Source organism: Niveispirillum sp. GW835-FHT14G11 (assembly GCF_058793615.1).
Window position 1 is genome coordinate 431,733 of record NZ_JBXAFZ010000002.1, and the last position, 18,630, is coordinate 450,362.

The 18,630-nt window shown below is 66.6% G+C and carries 16 protein-coding genes; 8 read left to right on the forward strand and 8 right to left on the reverse strand.

Annotation, left to right across the window (positions count from 1 at the left end):
• Positions 1–9: 9 nt before the first annotated feature.
• Positions 10–618, reverse strand: a complete 609-nt coding sequence (leuD, locus tag AC1Q7F_RS05325; RefSeq protein WP_492504554.1) for a 3-isopropylmalate dehydratase small subunit — start codon at positions 616–618, stop codon at positions 10–12.
• A 3-nt stretch (positions 619–621) separates the two neighbouring features.
• Positions 622–2,031 carry a 3-isopropylmalate dehydratase large subunit gene (leuC, locus tag AC1Q7F_RS05330; protein WP_492504556.1) on the reverse strand — a complete coding sequence of 470 codons (1,410 nt, stop codon included), beginning with the start codon at positions 2,029–2,031 and terminating at the stop codon, positions 622–624.
• Positions 2,032–2,215: 184 nt separating this feature from the next.
• Between leuC and AC1Q7F_RS05335 the strand changes: the two genes are divergently transcribed.
• The 5 genes from AC1Q7F_RS05335 to AC1Q7F_RS05355 all read left to right on the forward strand — a co-directional run bounded on the left by AC1Q7F_RS05335 (position 2,216) and on the right by AC1Q7F_RS05355 (position 7,973).
• The gene (locus AC1Q7F_RS05335) at positions 2,216–3,829 is read left to right on the forward strand and encodes an FAD-binding oxidoreductase (protein WP_492504558.1); all 1,614 of its coding nucleotides are present in this window, start codon (positions 2,216–2,218) and stop codon (positions 3,827–3,829) included.
• Positions 3,826–4,845, forward strand: coding sequence for a zinc-binding dehydrogenase (locus tag AC1Q7F_RS05340; protein WP_492504559.1), 1,020 nt, complete (start codon positions 3,826–3,828; stop codon positions 4,843–4,845). Before AC1Q7F_RS05335 ends, AC1Q7F_RS05340 begins: the two co-directional genes overlap by 4 nt.
• A 19-nt stretch (positions 4,846–4,864) precedes the next feature.
• Positions 4,865–5,380, forward strand: a complete 516-nt coding sequence (locus tag AC1Q7F_RS05345; protein WP_492504561.1) for a hypothetical protein — start codon at positions 4,865–4,867, stop codon at positions 5,378–5,380.
• Between the two features lie 13 nt (positions 5,381–5,393).
• The gene (locus tag AC1Q7F_RS05350) at positions 5,394–6,779 is read left to right on the forward strand and encodes an FAD-dependent oxidoreductase (RefSeq protein WP_492504563.1); all 1,386 of its coding nucleotides are present in this window, start codon (positions 5,394–5,396) and stop codon (positions 6,777–6,779) included.
• Between the two features lie 72 nt (positions 6,780–6,851).
• Positions 6,852–7,973 carry a zinc-binding dehydrogenase gene (locus AC1Q7F_RS05355; protein WP_492504564.1) on the forward strand — a complete coding sequence of 374 codons (1,122 nt, stop codon included), beginning with the start codon at positions 6,852–6,854 and terminating at the stop codon, positions 7,971–7,973.
• A gap of 38 nt (positions 7,974–8,011) precedes the next feature.
• Here the strand turns inward: AC1Q7F_RS05355 and AC1Q7F_RS05360 are convergent, their stop codons facing one another.
• From AC1Q7F_RS05360 to AC1Q7F_RS05375, 4 genes are all read right to left on the reverse strand, one after another.
• Positions 8,012–9,592, reverse strand: coding sequence for an FAD-binding oxidoreductase (locus AC1Q7F_RS05360; protein WP_492504565.1), 1,581 nt, complete (start codon positions 9,590–9,592; stop codon positions 8,012–8,014).
• 102 nt (positions 9,593–9,694) lie between these two features.
• On the reverse strand, positions 9,695–10,909 hold the full coding sequence (locus AC1Q7F_RS05365; protein ID WP_492504566.1) for an MFS transporter: 1,215 nt from the start codon (positions 10,907–10,909) through the stop codon (positions 9,695–9,697).
• Positions 10,910–10,934: 25 nt separating this feature from the next.
• Positions 10,935–12,287, reverse strand: coding sequence for an MFS transporter (locus tag AC1Q7F_RS05370; protein ID WP_492504568.1), 1,353 nt, complete (start codon positions 12,285–12,287; stop codon positions 10,935–10,937).
• Positions 12,288–12,483: 196 nt separating this feature from the next.
• Positions 12,484–13,506: a DUF1838 family protein gene (locus AC1Q7F_RS05375; protein WP_492504570.1), complete on the reverse strand. Its 1,023-nt coding sequence runs from the start codon at positions 13,504–13,506 to the stop codon at positions 12,484–12,486.
• Positions 13,507–13,731: 225 nt separating this feature from the next.
• Here AC1Q7F_RS05375 and AC1Q7F_RS05380 point away from each other — a divergent pair, with 225 nt between their 5' ends.
• From AC1Q7F_RS05380 to AC1Q7F_RS05390, 3 genes are all read left to right on the forward strand, one after another.
• Positions 13,732–14,970: a class I SAM-dependent methyltransferase gene (locus AC1Q7F_RS05380; RefSeq protein ID WP_492504572.1), complete on the forward strand. Its 1,239-nt coding sequence runs from the start codon at positions 13,732–13,734 to the stop codon at positions 14,968–14,970.
• A complete protein-coding gene (locus AC1Q7F_RS05385) occupies positions 14,970–15,332 on the forward strand; it encodes a hypothetical protein (RefSeq protein WP_492504574.1) in 363 nt (120 codons plus the stop codon). The genes AC1Q7F_RS05380 and AC1Q7F_RS05385 overlap by 1 nt, the downstream gene beginning before the upstream one ends.
• A gap of 92 nt (positions 15,333–15,424) precedes the next feature.
• Positions 15,425–15,709, forward strand: coding sequence for a hypothetical protein (locus AC1Q7F_RS05390; RefSeq protein ID WP_492504575.1), 285 nt, complete (start codon positions 15,425–15,427; stop codon positions 15,707–15,709).
• Here the strand turns inward: AC1Q7F_RS05390 and AC1Q7F_RS05395 are convergent.
• Both AC1Q7F_RS05395 and AC1Q7F_RS05400 read right to left on the reverse strand, forming a co-directional pair.
• Positions 15,695–16,558 carry an alpha/beta hydrolase family protein gene (locus AC1Q7F_RS05395; RefSeq protein ID WP_492504577.1) on the reverse strand — a complete coding sequence of 288 codons (864 nt, stop codon included), beginning with the start codon at positions 16,556–16,558 and terminating at the stop codon, positions 15,695–15,697. The two genes, AC1Q7F_RS05390 and AC1Q7F_RS05395, sit on opposite strands and share 15 nt — an antisense overlap.
• Before the next feature lie 197 nt (positions 16,559–16,755).
• Positions 16,756–18,627 (reverse strand): hydantoinase B/oxoprolinase family protein, encoded by a 1,872-nt coding sequence (locus tag AC1Q7F_RS05400; RefSeq protein WP_492504579.1) that lies wholly within the window; start codon positions 18,625–18,627, stop codon positions 16,756–16,758.
• Positions 18,628–18,630 lie beyond the last annotated feature (3 nt).

Genomic DNA, 18,630 nt, shown 5'->3' on the forward strand with positions numbered 1-18,630 from the left:
CGAAAATGGTTAGCGGAAAAGCCACGGGAAATGTCGCCGCCGGCCAGCCTCATACCGGTCGATGGCGTCGCCGCGTGTGTTGAGGATGGTCATCACCTCGTCCCAGCCGTTCAGCAGCGCGTCGCGCTGCTTCGCGTCGATGGTGATGGCGATGGTGGAGCCGTCGGGACGGGTCAGCGTCTGCGCCGCCAGGTCCACCTGCAGAATGGCTCCGGCCTGGGCGTCGGCCAGCAGCATTGCGTGCGTGGCCGCATCCACCGTCACCGGCAGCATGCCGTTGCGATAGCAATTGCCCCGGAAAATCTCCCCGAAGCTGGGCGCGATGATACAGCTGATGCCCTGGTCCAGCAGCGCCCAGGGCGCCTGTTCGCGGCTTGAGCCGCAGCCGAAATTCGGACCCGCCACCAGGATGCCGGCATGGCGCCAGGGATCGCGGTTCAGCACGAAATCCGCCACCGGGCTGCCCTTCGCGTCGAAGCGGCGGTCATGGAAGGCATAATTCCCCAGCCCCTTCTTCGCCGTGATGGTCAGGAAGCGGGCGGGATAGATGATGTCGGTGTCGATATCGGCCTCTTCCAGGGGGGCCGCGACGGCGCTAAGGCGAATGAAGGGCTGCATGGATCAAGCCTCCCCCAGATAATCGCGCGGGTCGGCGATATGGCCGGCGATGGCCGACGCCGCCGCCATGGCGGGACCCATCAGATGAGTGCGGGCCCCCTGGCCCTGGCGGCCCTCGAAATTGCGGTTGGACGTGCTGGCGCAGCGCGCGGCCGGCGGCAGCCGGTCATCATTCATGGCCACGCACAGGGAACAGCCGGGCTCCCGCCATTCAAACCCGGCATCACGGAAGATGATGTCCAGCCCCTCCGCCTCCGCCTGGCGCTTCACCGCCTGCGACCCCGGCACGGCCAGGGCCTGCACACCATCGGCGATGTGCCGGCCGCGCAGCACGCGGGCGGCGATGCGCAGATCCTCAATCCTTCCATTGGTGCAGGACCCGATGAAGACATGGGTGATGGCGATGTCGCGCAGCGCCATGCCCGGTGTCAGGCCCATATAGGCAAGGGCTTTCGCCATCTTCGCCGATGCGTCGGCATCCGATGTTCCGGCCGGATCGGGCACATGGCCGGTAATGTCGGCCACCTGATCGGGGCTGGTGCCCCAGCTCACCTGCGGCACCAGACGGCCGGCATCGACATCGATCTCCCGGTCGAACACCGCGCCATCGTCACTGACCAGCGTGCGCCAATAGGCGATGGCGGCATCCCAGTCCGCTGCCTTCGGGGCCATCGGCCGCCCCATCAGCCAGGCGAAGGTCACCGCGTCGGGCGCCACCAGCCCGGTACGCGACCCTGCCTCGATGCTCATGTTGCACAGGGTCATGCGGCCTTCCATCGACAGGGCACGCACGGCAGGGCCGGCATATTCGATGGCATGGCCGACGCCGCCATTGCTGCCCAGCTTTCCCACCACGGCCAGGATGATATCCTTGGCCCCCACACCGGGCGGCAGTTCGCCCCGCACATTGACGCGCAGGGTCTTGGACCGGTTCATCCGCAGGGTCTGGGTGGCCATCACGCTTTCGCATTCACCCGACCCGATGCCAAAGGCCAAGGTGCCGAAGGCGCCATGCGTGGCCGTGTGGCTATCACCGCAGACCAGGGTCAGGCCCGGCAGAGTAAAGCCTTGTTCCGGACCCGTAACATGAACGATCCCCTGGCGCGGATCGTCCAGACCGATCATATCGATCCCGAAATCACTGGCGTTGCGGGCCAGCAGCTCCACCTGGGCGCGGGCCTGCGGGTCGGCAATGGGCCGGTCGCGATGGCGGGTGGGTACGGAATGGTCGCTCACCGCCAGATGGGCGCCGGGATTGCGCACGGGCAGCCCCTTTTCCCGCAGGCCGGCGAAGGCCTGCGGGCTGCTGACCTCATGCAGCAGGACGCGATCGATATAGAGCAGGCTGACGCCATCCCCTTCATCGGCCACCACATGACTGTCCCAAAGCTTGTCGTAAAGGGTGGACGGCATCGCCCCTGTCCCCAGCTGTGATCCTTGATCCTGGCGGGAACACACCATGCCGGACCGCCCGACGCCATGTGCGCCGGCCTTCGTGACCGCCTTGCGGACAATCATGCGGCCCGACCACGCCGCCCTGGTTCGGGGCGGATAGGCTGGGCCGCAGATCAAACCGCAGCTGATGGGGACAAGGGCAATGCCGGACGGTGTTTCACACGGGGACAATCTGGACAGCGGCTTGAAAGCCGCCCTGATCGCCATCACCGGCAACGATGGCGTGACCGACGATGCCGTCGCCCGCCGGCTGCACAGCGGCGACATCTGGTCGGAAAGTGCCGAACCCGTTGCCCTGATCGTGGCACCTGACAACCTGGATCAATTGTCGCGCGTCCTGGCGCTTCTGCACCGGCACCATGTTCCGGTCGCCCCGCGCGGTGCGGGCATGAGCTACACCAGCGGCTATATCCCCACCATGTCGGGCACCGTGTCGCTGGACATGCGACGCATGAACCGGGTCATCGATCTGCGCCCCGACGACATGGTGGTGACGGTGGAGGCCGGCTGCACCTGGATCGACCTGAATAACGCGCTGGCTCCACACGGGCTTCGCACGCCCTTCTTCGGGCCGATGTCGGGCCTGGTCAGCACCATCGGCGGCGGCGTCTCGCAACTGAACGCCATGCTGGGCGCCGGCCATTATGGCACGACCAGCGAAAGCGTGGTGGCGATGACCATGGTGCTGGCCAATGGCTCCGTGCTGCGCACCGGTGCGCGGGGAGAAGATGGCGACAGCCCCTTCTACCGCCATTTCGGGCCGGACCTGACGGGCCTGTTCTGCGGCGACTGCGGCGCCTTCGGCGTGAAGGCCCACATCACCCTGCGCCTGATCCAGGCGCCCAGGCATGAGGATTATGCCAGCTTCGAATTCCCCACCGGCGGCGACCTGATGCGGGCCATGGCGGCCCTGGCGCGGGCCGGGGTGGCGGCGGAGATGTGCGCCTTCGATCCCGGCCTGACCCGGGTGCGCATGCAGCGCGCATCGATGACCAGCGACGTCAAGGCGCTGGGCGCCGTCATCACCCGGCAGAAGAACCCGCTGCGCGGTCTGTGGGAGGCGGTGCGCGTGGCCAAGGCCGGGCGCAGCTTCGCCAGCCTGGACAGTTTCCCTCTGCATATGAATGCCGAGGGACGGTCGGCCGAGGGCGTGGCCCATGACATGTCCACCGCCCGGCGCATTGCGGCCGAGCACCGGGGGCGCGAGGTCGCCAACACCGTCGCCAAGGTCATCCGCGCCCTGCCCTTCCCGCCGCTGAACAGCGCCCTGGGGCCGGGCGGCGAGCGCTGGATCCCCATCCATGGCCAGATCGCCCTGTCCCAGGCGCCGGCACTTTACGCCGCCCTGGAAGAAGTGTTCGCCGGCATGGCCGCGGACTTCGCCAGGCACGACATCAAAACCGGCTATCTGTTCACCTCGCTGTCGACCAATGCGCTGATCCTGGAACCGGTGATCTATTGGCCGGAAAAGCGCTTGCCCGTGCATTACCAGGCGCTGGAGCCGGTGCACATGGCCCGCCTGCCCGAACATGCGGACAATGCAGAGGCGACGGCTGTCGTGGTGGAAGCGCGCAAGCGCCTGATCGCCACCTTCAAGCGCTTCGGCTGCAGCCATTTCCAGGTCGGCCGTTCCTATCCCTATCGCGACAGCCGGGATGCGGCCAGCCGCGCCCTGCTGGATGCGCTGAAGGACGCCGTGGACCCAGCCCGCCTGCTGAACCCCGGCGTGCTGGGCTTCGCCAAGGACAAGCCATGAGTACGACATACAAGGCCCTGCGCCTGACCCGCTTCGCCCGGAGCTTCCGCGACGCCATCGAAGCGGTGGAATTGCCGCTGGCAGCACCCGGCCCCGGCGAGATCCGGGTGCGCAACCATTGGTGCGGTGTCAACGGCATCTTTGATACTCAGATCGCCCGCAATGCCGTGGATTACATCCGCATCCCGCTTCCGACCTGGACGGGGGTGGAGGCCATCGGGCTGGTGGAGGCGGTGGGCGACGGGGTGATGGGCTTCAAGCCCGGTGACGCGGCCGCCACCAACCGCTTCACCGGCGGCTATCGCGAGGCCAACACCGCCCCGGCCGGCCAGTTCATCCCCGTGCCCGCGCCCGACCGCGACTATCTGGCCCTGGCATCGACCGGCGTGTCGGCCCTGCTGGCGCTGGAACATGTCGGCGGGCTGAAGGACGGGGAAACGGTCGCCATCTCCGCCGCCGCCGGCGGGCTGGGCCATCTGCTGGTGCAACTGGCCAGGCTGCGCGGCGCCTGTGTCGTCGCCGTCTGCGGTGGAGAGGAAAAGGGCGCCTTCGTCCGCTCCCTGGGGGCGACGCGCGTCATCGATTATCGGCGCGAGGATGTAGCCGCGGTGCTGTCGGCGGAGTTCCCCGACGCGCTCGACCTGGCCATCGACACGGTCAGCGGCCCAATCTTCGATGCCTTCGTGGACAATGTCGCCCCCCTGGGCCGCGTCGTCGTGGCCGGGGCCGCCCAGGACCTGGATGGCAAGCCGGAAATCGTCACGGCGCCGCGCATTTCCAACAAGCTCTATTACAAGGGCGCGTCGGTGCGGGGCTTCATGAACGGGCGTCTGACCGACCTGTGGCCAGAAGCCCGCGAACGGCTGTTCAAATTGCACGCCGACGGCAAGATCAAGGTCACGTTCGACGCGCGCGGCCATGCCGGCCTGATGAATGTGCCGGATGCCGTCGAACATCTTCTGTCAGGCAGGTCGATGGGCAAGGTCGTCGTCGATCTGCGCCCCCACACGTCTTAAAACAAGGGAACTTTAGAAAATGAGCAACAATGTCGCCGACCTGCGCCGTGACATGCCCCTGCTAGCCCGTAACGAAGGGGTGTGGGAGGGCTGGTACCGTTATTACAGCGCGCAGACCGGCAAGCTGATCGATCAGCACCGCTCCCGCCTGATCTGCCGGCTGAAGGAGGATGGGGAATACCCGTACCACCAGACCAACCATTATTTCTGGGAAGACGGCAAGACCGAGGTGCGCGACTTCCCAGCCTCCTACGCCGATGGCCGCATCTGGTGGGACAATGACCTGATCAAGGGTTGGGCCGCCGCCATGAAGCCGGACGATTTCGACCGGTCCACCTGCCTGCACTGGACCCGCAAGGGCGATGACGACCTGTATCTCTATGAGATGATCCAGATCTCCGATTGCGGCCAGTTCCGCTCGCGCACTTGGCATTGGTACAAGGGCGGCAAGTGCTTCCAGCGCACGCTGATCGACGAGACGTTCGTGACCCGCGACTGGAAGAACTTCACCGGCACTGCCGCGCCGAACAACTGATATCGGGCGTCCCGTGGCATTCGATTACGCCATACCGGTGATCGTCGCCGGCGGCGGCGCGGCGGGAGCCGTCGCCGCCCTGGCCGCCCGTGAGGCCGGGGCCGATGTCCTGCTGCTGGAGCAGGATGCCGCGCCCTATGGCACGACCTCGATGTCCCAGGGCCTTCTCTGCGCCGCCGGCACAGCGGCGCAGAGAAGGCTTGGCATTGATGATGATGGCGACCGGCTGTTCGCCGATATCATTGACAAGACCAGGGGCTGCACCGATCCCGCCCTGGCCCGCGCCATCGCCCACGGGTCGGGCCCGGCGCTGGACTGGCTGGTCGATACGCACGGCCTTCCCTATACGCTGGATATGCGCTTCAAGCCCGCCTTCGGGCATAGCCGGCTGCGGGTCCATGGCTGGCCCGGCCGCAGCGGCGGGGACCTGTTGCAATTCCTGCACCGGCGCCTGGAAGAGGCCGGGGTCGATGTCCTGTGCCGCGCCCAGCTGGCCGAGCTGGTCGCCGGTCCCGCCGGAACCGTGCAAGGGGTGGTGATCGAGCGGCCGGATGGCGGGCGCGATGCCATCGGCTGCGACGCGCTGATCCTGGCCACCGGCGGCTTCGCCGGCAATCCCGACATGGTCGGCACCCATATTCCCGACGCTGCCGGGGCCCATTACCATGGGCATGAGGGCAGCGACGGGCTGGGCATCCGCCTGGGGGCCGGCATTGGCGGCCACCTGGCCGACATGGGCGCCTATCAGGGCTATGGCATGCTGACCGACCCGCATGGCATCACCCTGCCGCCCGGCTTCATCCTGGAGGGCGGGCTGCTGGTCAATGCCGATGGCGACCGGTTCGCGGATGAGATGGCGGACATCTCCGCCATCCTCCACCCGGTCCTGGCCCAACCCGGCGGCCGCGCCTGGGTGATCTTCGATGAACGGATCGAGCAGGCCTGCGCCCATATCCCAGAAAGCGCGCAGTTGCGCGACCTGAATGCGGCGCGTGCCGGCGGCAGCGTCGGTGAATTGGCAAGCGCGATCGGTGCCGATGCGGCAAGGCTGGGCACCGCCCTGGCCGATGCCTGGACCGCCTATCGCGGCGGCCTGCCCGACAGCATGGGACGCGCCTGGCCAGACGCTCCACCACAGGCACCGTTGCGCGCCCTGCGCCTGCGCGGCGCGCTTTATCACACCCAGGGCGGGTTGCGCACCGACGGGGACGGGCGGGTGCTGGATGAAGGCGGTGTGCGGCTGCCCAACCTGTTCGCCTGCGGCGGGGCGGCCCGGTCAGTCTCCGGCCCATCCTGCTGGGGCTATCTGCCGGCCATGGGCATCTGCGCTGCCGTCACGCTGGGGCGGCTGGCCGGCATGGCCGCCGCCCGCATGGCACTCACCTCATTCCCAACTTGATGTTTGGGAATTGCCTGGTCCTTGGCATGATCGGCCACGACCACGAAAGAATGGACAAGGGGAAACACCATCATGCGTATCACCGCCGCCATCCTGGATCAGATCGGCCTGCCCGGCCCCTATGCCGACAGCCGGCCGCTGCGCCTGGCAGAGGTGGAACTGGCGCCGCCGAAGCCCGGTGAACTGCTGGTGCGGATCGATGCGGCCGGCCTGTGCCATTCCGACCTGTCGGTGATCAATGGCGACCGTCCCCGCCCCATGCCGATGGCCCTGGGGCACGAGGCGGCCGCCACGGTGATCGAGGCCGGCGACCCGGCCAGCGAGTTCAAGCCGGGCGACCGTATCGTCCTGGCCTTCCTGCCGGCCTGCGGGCAATGCGCCTGCTGCGGGTCGGGGGAAGGTTACCTATGCCAGCCGGGGGCGACGGCCAATGGCGAAGGCCGGTTGCTGCGCGGTGGGCGGCGGATCATGGAACTGCCGGGCAAAGAGGTGAACCACCATCTGGGCGTGTCGGCCTTTGCCACCCATGCCGTGGTGGACCAGCGTTCCGCCGTGAAGATCCCGTCCGACATCGCACCGGAAATCGCCGCCCTGTTCGGCTGCGCCGTGCTGACCGGGGTTGGCGCCGTGATGAATACGGCCGCCGTGAAGCCGGGTGAAAGCGTCGTCGTCTACGGTCTGGGCGGCGTCGGCCTGTCGGCACTGCTGGGCGCGGTCGCCGCCGGGGCCAACCCGGTGATCGCCGTCGATCCGATTGAGGAGAAGCGCAAACTGGCGCTGGAACTGGGTGCGGCGGCCGCCGTGGCCCCGGCCGATGCGGCCCAGGCCATCGCCGACCTGACGGGTGGCGGGGCCGATGTCGCCATCGAGACGGCGGGCAAGGCCGCCGTGCTGGCCGCCGCCTATAAATCCACCCGCCGCGGCGGGCGCACGGTCACCGTCGGCCTGCCCAACCCGGCGGAGATGCTGAGCTTTCCGGCCGTGTCGCTGGTGGCCGAGGGCAAGACGCTGATGGGCTCCTATATGGGCTCCTCCATCCCGTCGCGCGACGTGCCGCGCTATATCGGCCTGTGGCGGGCCGGGCGGCTGCCCGTGCACCGGCTGCTGTCGGGCACCGCCCCCTTGTCGGAGATCAACCGGCTGATGGATGAGCTGGCGGCGGGCCGGGTGATCCGGCAGGTGGTGCTGCCCTAAGGAAAAGGGGGCTTCGCGGCCCCCTTTTTCAGGCGCGCCTACAGGCCCAGGGCGCCGGGATTCATGATCCCCTGCCCGTCCAGCCGCACCTTGACAGCACCCAGCAGGTCCCTGGCGGCGGGGTTCATCGCTGCCGTCACCGGATAGAGCCGTCCCACCTGCAGATGCGCGGCGCCGTGCTTGGCGTAAAGCGCCACGCACTCCGCCTTCAACTGCCGCATCAACGCCGCGCCTTCCGGGTTGGCGGGATATCGGGGCAGGCTGTTGGCCGCCGACGGTTCCAGGATGCGGTCATGGAAGGCCGCCCGCTCATCCTCCCAATAAAATGCCAGCTCATAGAGGAAGCCATGGGTGGCAATGGTGGAGAACATGGCGGCGGCCAGGATCCTGTGCTGCGCCATCGCCACCGCGTGGCGGGCGTATAGCGCCTCCAGGTCGGCGCGGAAGGCGGGGACGCGGCTGAAGGGCAGGATGCCATGGACGGGGACCCAGCGCTCCCCCTTCGGTCCCAGAATATGGTTCAGCGGCGGGAACGGATATGCGCGCACCAGGGTCGGCATGGAGTTCTCGATCTCCTTGCCGAACGGCTCCGCCGCCGCCCTGATCCGGCGCAGCACCGACCGTTCCTCATCCCGGTCGAAAGCGTCGATCGTGTAATGGGCGGAATAATTGATCCCGTCCAGGAAGCCGCGCCCCGCGACAACGATCTTGGCCATCTGCACCAGGGATTCGATGGGGCCACGCCCCGCCCGCCCCACGGCCAGCAGCATCTTCAGGTCGGATTTCAGATCGCCCATGCCCAGCCGCTGCTTTTGCAGGAACGGGTCCAGGCCGAACGCCTCCGACGCCACGCCCTCGCGCGCCACGGCGGCCATGGCACCCAGCATCTGGTCAAAGGTCTGGAAGCCGAAGGAAATGCCGGTATGGATCGGCCGGCGGCGGACAAGGCGCAGGGCCACCGCCGTCTTGATGCCGAAGGCGCCCGCATCGCCACCGAACAGGCCCGTCAGGTCCGGCCCATAATGGCGGAAGAAGGGCACGCCATTGGCCTGTGCCCAGGAACCAGTGCGCAGGACCGACCCATCGGCCAGCGCCACCTCCAGCCCTAGCAGGCTGTCCACCGCCGTACCATGGACGCCGGTGCCATAGGTGACGGCGTTCTGCGACAGGGTCCCGCCCAGGGTGGCGCGGATGCCGGAAAACGGCCCCCAGAAGGCGGTGCGCAGGCCCAGGGGGGCCAGCGCCGCATCCAGTGCCGCCCAGGTCACGCCCGCTTCCGCCACGACATACATGTCATTGGCATTGATCTCGACAATCCGGTCCAGGGCGCTGGTATCGACCAGCACGGCGCCGGGCGTGCTGGAGAGATAGCCGCTGGAATAGGACATGCCGCCGCCGCGCGGCACCACCGCGACACCCGATGAATGCAGCAGCTTCAGCGCGTCGCTCAACGCCTCCCGCATCACTGGACGGATCACGGCCAGCAAGGGGGCGCCGATGGAATGCACATCCTGGGCGAAGAAGGACAGGCTGTCAGCATCCGTCAGAACCGCACCGTCCCCCAACATGGCGCGCAGACGCGGCAGAAGGTCCGTGGCGGGGGTGGCAATGTCCGGCATGATATCGGTTTCCCTGGCAAATGCGTCTGTGGACACCACAGTGCCAGGATCACGACGGATGAGTCGGGGCGGCAATGCGCCCTGACCGGACAGCGGACAGGATCAGTCCTCGAACCGCTCCGGATAGCGGCCCAGCAGGCCGATCAGCGTCGCGCCCACGCCGAAACCGATGGCACAGGCGATCAGGCCCACCGTATAGGACCCCGTGGCATCATAAAGCCGGCCCACCCCCATCGGCCCCAGCCCGGCGCCCAACGCGAAGAAACCCAGCTGCCAGCCATAAATCTCGCCATAGGCGCGCAGGCCGAAATAGCGGCTGGCCAGATAGGCGACCAGATCGACCTCCGCCCCCGCCGCCAGACCGATCAGTACGACCGCCACCAGCGCCAGGGACAGGCTCCCCCCCGCCAGCATCAGCAGGAAACAGGCCGCCCCCGCCACGGCCAGGATGCCGAAGGCCACGGCCGGCGCATAGAACCGGTCGACCAGCACCCCGATGCCCAGGCGGCCGGCAATGATGGCAAAGCCCAGCAGGCTGGCGGCCCAGACCGCACTGGCCCGTTCCATCCCGCCGCCTGACAGGATGGACACCAGATGCACGATCAGGGCCGATACCGCAAAGGATGCGAACAGGAACCCCACACCCAGCATCCAGAACTGCCGTGACCGGCGCGCGGCAGCGGCACTCATGCCCTGCCGGACAACCGGGGCGGCACTCGCCTGTTTTGCCCCGCCCACCTCATGAAACAGCAGCCAGACCAGCGGCAGGCCGATGACCAGGACCAGGGCCGCCTGTCCCATATAGGCGGTGCGCCAGCCATGGTCGGCGATCAGCCATTGCGTATAGGGCGGGGCCAGGATGGCAACCACACCGGTGCCCGTCAGGGTCAGGCCCAGCGCCATGCCGCGCGCCTTGTCGAACCCGGCATTGACGGCGCGGGTCCAGACGATGGGCAGCGTGCCGGCCCCCAGCACCATGGCGATGCCGAAGGCCAGATAGAAGCTCCAGAGTTCAGCACCGATCAGGCTCAACCCACCCAGACCGGCGGCCAGCCCCACCAGAGACACCAGCCCGACCGCGCGCCCGCCGAACCGGTCGGCCAGTCGGCCCACGACCGGACCCAGCAACAAGGTGGTCAGGGTGGTCAGGAGGGTGGCGCTGGCCAGCGAGGTGCGCGACCAGCCGAATTCCTGGGTCAACGGGCCGATAAAAATGCCCAGCGTATAGAAGGTCAGACCCGTGATGCCCAGGCCCACACCCGCCGCCGCCGCCAGGATCAATGACCAGCCGCGGCGGAATTCCTCAATCTTGCCCATGGATATCCGCCTTCACGCGTTGCTGTCAGTGACGACCGTAGCGGCCATAAAGGGCGGCCGCGACCAGATTGAATAGACCCGGCAGCACCCCGAAAGCCAGCATCACACCAGTCAGGGCACGCGGTTCCTGCGGCAGGCCCGCCATGGACCGCGCCACGTCGAAACCAAAGCCCGATAGGACCAGACCGACCAGCAGCGTGCCGCCCAGGGTGAAGCCGATCTTGTCCACCGCCACCCAGGCGGCGGAATAGAGCCCGGCATTAGCCCGATCCTCGCCTGCGATGTCCGACATCATGGAAAAGCTGAGCAGGGCCCAACCGGAATTGAACAAAGCGGCCACCACGCAGAACACATAGGCGACCGGGATGCCGGACCCGGCATTCTGCGACCAGGCGATATAGGTGACGCCGTAGCCGATGGCCGACAGCACATAGACCGGCTTCTTGCCCATCCGCCTGGCCAAAGCCACCCATAGGGGCTGGGCCACGATGATGCCGGCACAGACGGCCACGATCAGCCCGCCGATCAGCTGCAGCGCCGCCGCCCCCTGCCCCATATTGTAAGTCAGGAAATACAGCATGGAGGCATAGGCCATGCCCGACCCGATCAGTTGCAGCAGGTTGGAGGCCAGCAGAACCGAGAAGCGCGGGGCCGCCAGCACCGCGATGGCACCCGAGCACGTCATGCGCGTACCCGTCGCCACCACCGGCGCCCGGCCCGCCTGCCGTGCCGCACGGCCCGCGCCGAAAAAGGCGATCAGCAGGGAAATGGGGCAGATCACGGCCAGGACACGGGCCATGCCCTCATATCCCGGCTGCCCGCCGCCCAGATACTGTACCACGGCGGGCGCCACCGCCCCGCCGATCAGGACGCCGGCGGCGGTGAACACCAACCGCCAGGCCATCAGCACGGTGCGCTGATGCGGGTCGTCGGACAATTCACCGGCAATGGCCAGATAGGGGACGGAGAAGCTGGCAAAGACCGCCATATACAGGCTGAACGCGGCGGCCACATAGGCGACGCGGCCCATCTCCGACAGGTCGGCCGGCACATGGAACAGCAGCAGGAACGCCATGGGCGAGCCGACCACGCCCGCCAGCAGCCACCAGCGGCGATGGAACCGATGCTTCCAGCGGTCGGACAGGATGCCGACAAGCATATCGCAGCCCACACCCCAGACCAGCTTGGGCACGAAGATCGCCACCCCGGCCAGGGCCGGCTCGATCCCCAGCACTGTGGTCATAAAGAACAGCAGCAGCAGCGACGGCACGTCGCGGAACACCTGCCCCGCCACCTGTCCGGCGCCATACCCGACCTGGGACAAAAGGCCCAGACGGCCGGCTTGTTGCGGAGACGCATCGGTCGCGGCGGCGGTCATGGGCGGGCTTTCAGGTGGGAGGATATGAATTTGTGGAAGCCCCCTCTCCCGCCTTCCCGGTGACAAGCCGGGACCCAGGGGCCACAGGAACAAACCTTTCGACCGCGCCGATAACGCAGCTTAGAGGTCGGGCGCTTGGCCCCTGGGTCCCGGCTTTCGCCGGGAAGGCGGACATAAATCTATCGTCGCGAACCGATCACTTCGGCGGCATCGGCGGCAGCGTCCGCGGTGCCGGCGGCTGCGGCGGGGTCCAGCCGGTGGGCACGGGCGCCGGCGTCTGGAAACGGGCATAGTTCTCGATGCTGGACAGCGACGGACCATAATCCTCCGTCGGGGCGGCCAGCCATTTCGGGTCCATGGCGCGGGCGACTTCGCGGATGTCGGCCGGAATGTCGTTCACGCTGTCATAGGCACCGAAGGAGCAGAAATAGGAAATATGGCCCGGCGCCTGGCCCATCAGCATCCAGGGCAGCCACGGCGTGATGCGCGACCAGGAACCGACCGCCTTCACATGGGTCAGCTTGGGGTTCTCCAGATCCTTGCGCTTGATCACATAGGTGAACAGTTCCGACACGCGGTTGAAGGCGCCGGAGGATTCGCGCACCCACTTATCGGGCTGCAGGGCGTTCGGGTAGAACAGGTGGATGTCGGTGGTCAGGATCACTGTGTCATCCGGGCCATGGCGCCAGTCCAGCAGGAACGGCTCCGGCGGCGGCTTGTCCTTGTTCAGCCCCCCATAGCTGGGCGGCTGCGGCCGGAACTCGCTGATCGTGTAATTATAGGGATCATTGGCGATGGGAACGACGCGCACATCCTCGTTCGTATACGGATTGTGCCAGGTCTTCAGGATTTCCCCGGTCTTGGCATCGCGGTAAAAGCCGATCTCGCGCAGCATGCGGCGATAGGAGCCGTCTTCCAGGCGCTTGGTCCGCACGAAGCTGAACCCCTCCAGCACGAACAGCGTGCGCACCGGCTCATTATCCCGAACGCCATAGACGTTGCCCCGGAACCAGCCGATCTTCTCCTTGGTCGGGTCGATGTCAGCGTCCAGGCGCACGTATGAGTCCCGGTTCCATTTCGGGTCCTTGAAATCGATCTTGGTCTGGAACGCCGGCACCGCCGCGCGTGCCGCCGCCGCACCGATGCCCACGGCACCCACCGTTGCCGCCGCGGCGGCCAGGCCCAGGCTTTGACGCCGCGTCAAATCAGGTCCGCTCATGATCCCAGTTCTCCCGTTGTTCATGTGGGCAGGATACGGCACGCCATGGCGCGCCGTCGCCCAAGGTCTGCATCAACTCTGACGCGGAAGAATTCGGCCTGGGAACGATCATCCAAAACCATATCCATCAGGCGGACACACCCACCGGGGCCTTTGCGTTTCGACCGCCCGGAACCCTTCAATCAGGGCAGACCCCAAGCAACCATCACCGAACAGGGAGCGGTCATGCTTAACACGTTCCAGCAACAACCCCATCCGGCACTGCCCAGCCAGACGCATGACGAGGCGGCGCGCCAGGAATTCACCAAGAGCTTCAAGGGCTTCATCCAGCAGAAGCTGCTGCCCGGCCTCACCCCCATCTATCGCAACCGGGTGGCGCCGAAGTTCGAGCAGGAACATGGCCGCAGCCCCGCCGACCGCCGCGACATCCGCGCCGGCATGGTGCGTGACCCCTATTTCCAGCAATATGCCTCGGCCAACCGCATCGCCCAGGAATTGTTGTGGGAAGCCACCAACCTGTCGGTGGACCGCGAACTGCCGGACCTGATCGAGAAGGCCGCCGAACTGTCGGCCAAGACCAAGGCCGTGCTGGACATCCCGAAAGGCTTCGTGGTGCCGCGCTATATCACCGCGCTGGATATCCATTGCATGCCCGGCGGCTATGCCACCGAAGTGGCGAAGAACGACATCTCCGTCGGCGCACTGTATGACCGCGGCGTCTATCTGTACGCCATGGGCTATATGGGGCCGCTGAACGACGATATGGGCCGGTCAGTCTGCAACTACCTGAAGCGCCGCATGCCGGACTTCAAGCCAAAGCGCATCCTGGACATGGGCTGCACCGTGGGTCATGCCACCCTGCCCTACAAGGAACTGTTCCCCGACGCAGAGGTCTGGGGCATTGATGTCGGCGGGCCTTGCGTGCGCTATGCCCATGCCCGCGCCGCCGGCCTGGGGCTGGAGGTCAACTTCGCGCAGATGAATGCGGAGGAAACCCGTTTCCCCGACGGGCATTTCGATCTGGTGGTCAGCCATATCCTGCTGCACGAAACCTCGGCCAAGGCCATGCCGCGCATCTTCAAGGAATGCCATCGGCTGCTGGCGCCGGGCGGATTGATGATCCATGCCGACCTGCCGCCCTTCGACCTGATGGACCCGTTCACCCAGTTCATCCTGGACAACGAGACCTGGTACAATAACGAGCCCTTCTGGGGCGCCATGCGCGAGATGGACCAGTTCGATCTGGCGGAAAAGGCCGGGTTCGACCGGGCCGAGGCCAGGTTCGACACCGCCCCCATGGCCGTCATGGAATTCGCCGCCGGCGATGCCGCCGGATACAGCCAGGACGCCGCCAGTGCGGTGGCCGAACGCGAATTCACCGCCGGCGAATATGCGCCGGGTGGCGGCTGGGAAGTGTTCATCGCCACCAAGCAGAAAACCGCCGCCGCCAAGGATGCCGCCTGATGACCAGCACCGCCGAACGTCCCCATGTCGTCAAGGATGCCAAGGGCAAGCGCCCCACCTTTCAGGACACGCCCGGCCAGGATCAGGCCATGGCCATGATCATGGTGCTGGCCAATGAGGTGGCCGTGCTGCATGACCGGCTGGACAGTGTGGAACGCTATGCAGCCACCAAGGGCCTGGATCTGGCCGCCGGGATCGAAACGCTGGTGCTGGACCAGGGTGCGCTGGAAGCGCGCGAGGCCTGGCGCCAGGATTTCCTGGAACGGCTGTTCTATCTGATGCGCAAGGAAGCGCGCGAGGCGGCCGACGCCGACACCAAGGAGCGCTTCAACCGCACGATCGCCGAGATCGCGGAAGCCTGACCCCCTCCGCCTCCCCCTGTTTCTCCCAAACTCTGCCACCCCTTGGAAACGGGGGGTGGCGATCTTGTCTTTGAATGCCGGCGCCGGACGCGATGCATATCAATCTCGACATCCAGACGCTGCGCCGCAGCCTTGACGCCGCCGCCGGCATTCCCGAGGTGGTGATGATGATCCCGGCCTATTACCGGCTCTATATGCTGCTGCGCGGCGAATTGCTGGCCAATGTCGCCGGCGGCCCGGTGCCGACCACGCAGAAGGGTCTGGCGGCGCATTACGGCGTCTGCCGGGGCACGGCCAGTGCCGCACTCGCCCTGCTGAACCGCGACGGGCTGGTCAAGCCCGCGCGGCGGGGACGGCCCCGGTCACTTGAGCGTTAGGCGGGCCGGGCCCGTCTCCGACAGGCGGCTCTTCAGGCTGGCCAGGGCCGCCTTGTCGCCGCCGGCATGGGCGCGCATGAACAGCACTGACAGGTCGGCGGCGATGGAAAGCTGGCCGGCCTGCACCGGTCCCGGCAGTTCCGGCCGGCAGATGCCGCCGCCGAAATAATGGTCCACCCCGTCCAGCACCAGGGCGTAGCGGTCACCGCCGGATGCGGCCTCGTCATAGGGCAGCAGATGGCTTTTCCAGTCGCCGCCGGGACCCGGCGGCACATCCTTGTCGCCGGTCTGGATCAGGGCCGGCACCGCCAGCGGCGCGTAATCGCCGGGATTGATGAAGCCCATGCCGGCACCGGGCGGGGAGAAGGCCAGGACGGCCCTGGCACGCGGATCGCGCAGCGGCGTCTGCACCGGCGGCGGCACGGCGATGGCCGACCCGCCCAGACAGAGCGCCACCAGCCCGCCATAGGAATGGCCGGCAGCGATATAGGGGCCGCCCAGATGGTCGGCTAAGGCCCGCACATCCTCGATCCGGGCCGGCCAGCTGGCCATGCCCTGGAAATTCGCACGGTCGGGGTGATCGGTGCTGTCCACATGCAGCGGGGCATGGACACTGTAGCCGGCCTTCGTCCAGGCATCGACCAGCGGCTGATATTTCCACGGCGCCGACAGGGCCCCGTGGGAGAACAGGATGCGGCCCTGTTCCCTGCCCTGTGCTTTCCACACATTGACGGCGACAGCGCGGCCGGTGGGGGTTTTGAGGGTCAGGTTGGGGGGTGTAGCCAGGGCCGGCAGCGCCGCCGTAGCGGCCATGGACAGCAGCAGCGAACGACGGGACAGCAAGGCCATGGGGGGCTCCGTTGGGGGGAATGTTGGAAGACTTAACCGTAACTTATAAACCGCCTTCCCGGCGAAAGCCGGGACCCAGGGGCCACTCGATCGAACCTTGAAGCTGCTTTGAGCAAAGACGCCGATAGGTCGAGCACTTGGCCCCTGGGTCCCGGCTTTCGCCGGGAAGGCGGGAGAGAGCGGGGAGGGTTTTGACCTCACGCCGCCCAGTGCCGCAGCTTCACCGGCGGCTTGGGCGCCGGCAGGCCGGTCTCGGCTAGGCTGTTGGCGCGCAGCGTGTCGATGTCGGGGCCGTAATTGAAGACCGACGTCACCGGTCCCCGCTCCGCCCGCATCCGCGTCCGCAGCGCCTCGGTGGCGGCTGCATCGACCTTGCCGTCAACCAGCACGACACCGTAACGCTTGGCACCGTCAACCGTGACCAGTCCGCGCTCCAGCTCCAGCTCCAGCAAGGTCGGCTCCCGCAGCAGCGGGTCGCCCCAGCCGCCGCCGCCCCAGGTGATGAAATGCAGTTGGTCACCGGCCTCGATGGTCAGGTTTTCCTGCTTGTTGCCCACCACCATCCGGGTGCCGTCAGGCTTTTCCAGGATCTTGCGGGCACGCGCACCCGGTTCGCCGCCATTCACGCCCCAGGGCATGGTGAACCAGCGATCATCATGGATGGCGATGGTGCCCGACGCCAGGAAGCGGTAGGTCATGATGATGCCGTTGCCGCCACGATGCAGGCCCGCACCGCCACTGTCGGCCACCGTCTCATACCGTTCGATGACCAGCGGGAAATACCGCTCCAGGAACTCGTTCGGCACATTGGTGAAGCCGGGGAACAGCGAATGCCCGTCCGGCCCGTCGCCCAGCGGGCGGCCCGGAATGCCACCGAACCCGATCTGGAAAAGCTGGAACCAGCGGCCCTTGGCGTCATAGCCGGAATAGAACAGGTGCGGGGAGGAGGAGAAGCCGGCGGCATTGAGGAATTCCGGCGTCTTCTGGCCCAGCAACCCGCCCATGATATCGAACAGCCGGCCCAGCGCATGGGTGCGGCCCGACAGGGCGGCCGGGAATTTCGGCTTCAGCAGCGAGCCTTCGGGGATCTTCACCCGGATCAGGTCGTAATAGCCGTCATTGAACAGCACCTGCGGGTCGAAGACCATGATCAGGTAGATGCCGAAGAACATCTTCAGCATGTTTTCATTCAGGAAGAAATTGATCGAGGCCGGGCTCTGCGGGTCGGTACCGTCGAAATCCAGCACCACGATGTCACCTTCGCGATGCATGGTGCAGCGGATCTTGTAAGGGCCGTAGCCCATGCCGTCATCGCAGATATAATCCTCGAAGCTGACCTTTTCTTCGCTGATGGAGCTGGCGATCAGCTGCTTCATGGCGCGGTAGTTACGGGCCAGCAATTCGTCCGTCGCGGCGGCGAAGACATCGTCGCCGAAGCGCTCGCACATTTCCACCACACGCCGGGCGGCCACGCGGCAGGACGCGATCAGGGCGTTCAGATCGGCGGTGCACCAGTCCGGCTTGCGCGTCTGGGCCATGATCAGCTTGATCACATCCGCGTTATAGACGCCCTTGGAATAGATCTTCACGGGCGGGATACGCACCCCTTCCTCAAAGATCGAGGTGGCGTCGATGGGCATCGAGCCCACGACCTTGCCGCCAATGTCCGACTGGTGACCAAACATGGAAGTATAGGCGACAAGACGGCCATCCTTGAACACCGGCAGAAGGACCAGCCAGTCATTGAGATGGCTGATGGCGCCGCCGACCGAGTAGGGGTCGGACAGCATGATCATGTCGCCTTCCTCGACGGTGCCCTCAAACCCTTCCAGGAAGGGGCCGATATAGGAACCGAACTGACCCACGATCATCTGACCGGTGCGGTCGGCGATCAGGGGGAAGGCGTCGCCCTGTTCACGGATGCCCGGCGACATGGCGGTGCGCACCAGCGTCGCATCCATCTCGATACGGGCGTTGCGCAGGGCATTTTCGATGACCTCAAGGGTCACCGGGTCGACGCTGACCTTGTTGAAGGGGGCGTTGTTGGTCTGGATGATAGTCGCGGCCATGGA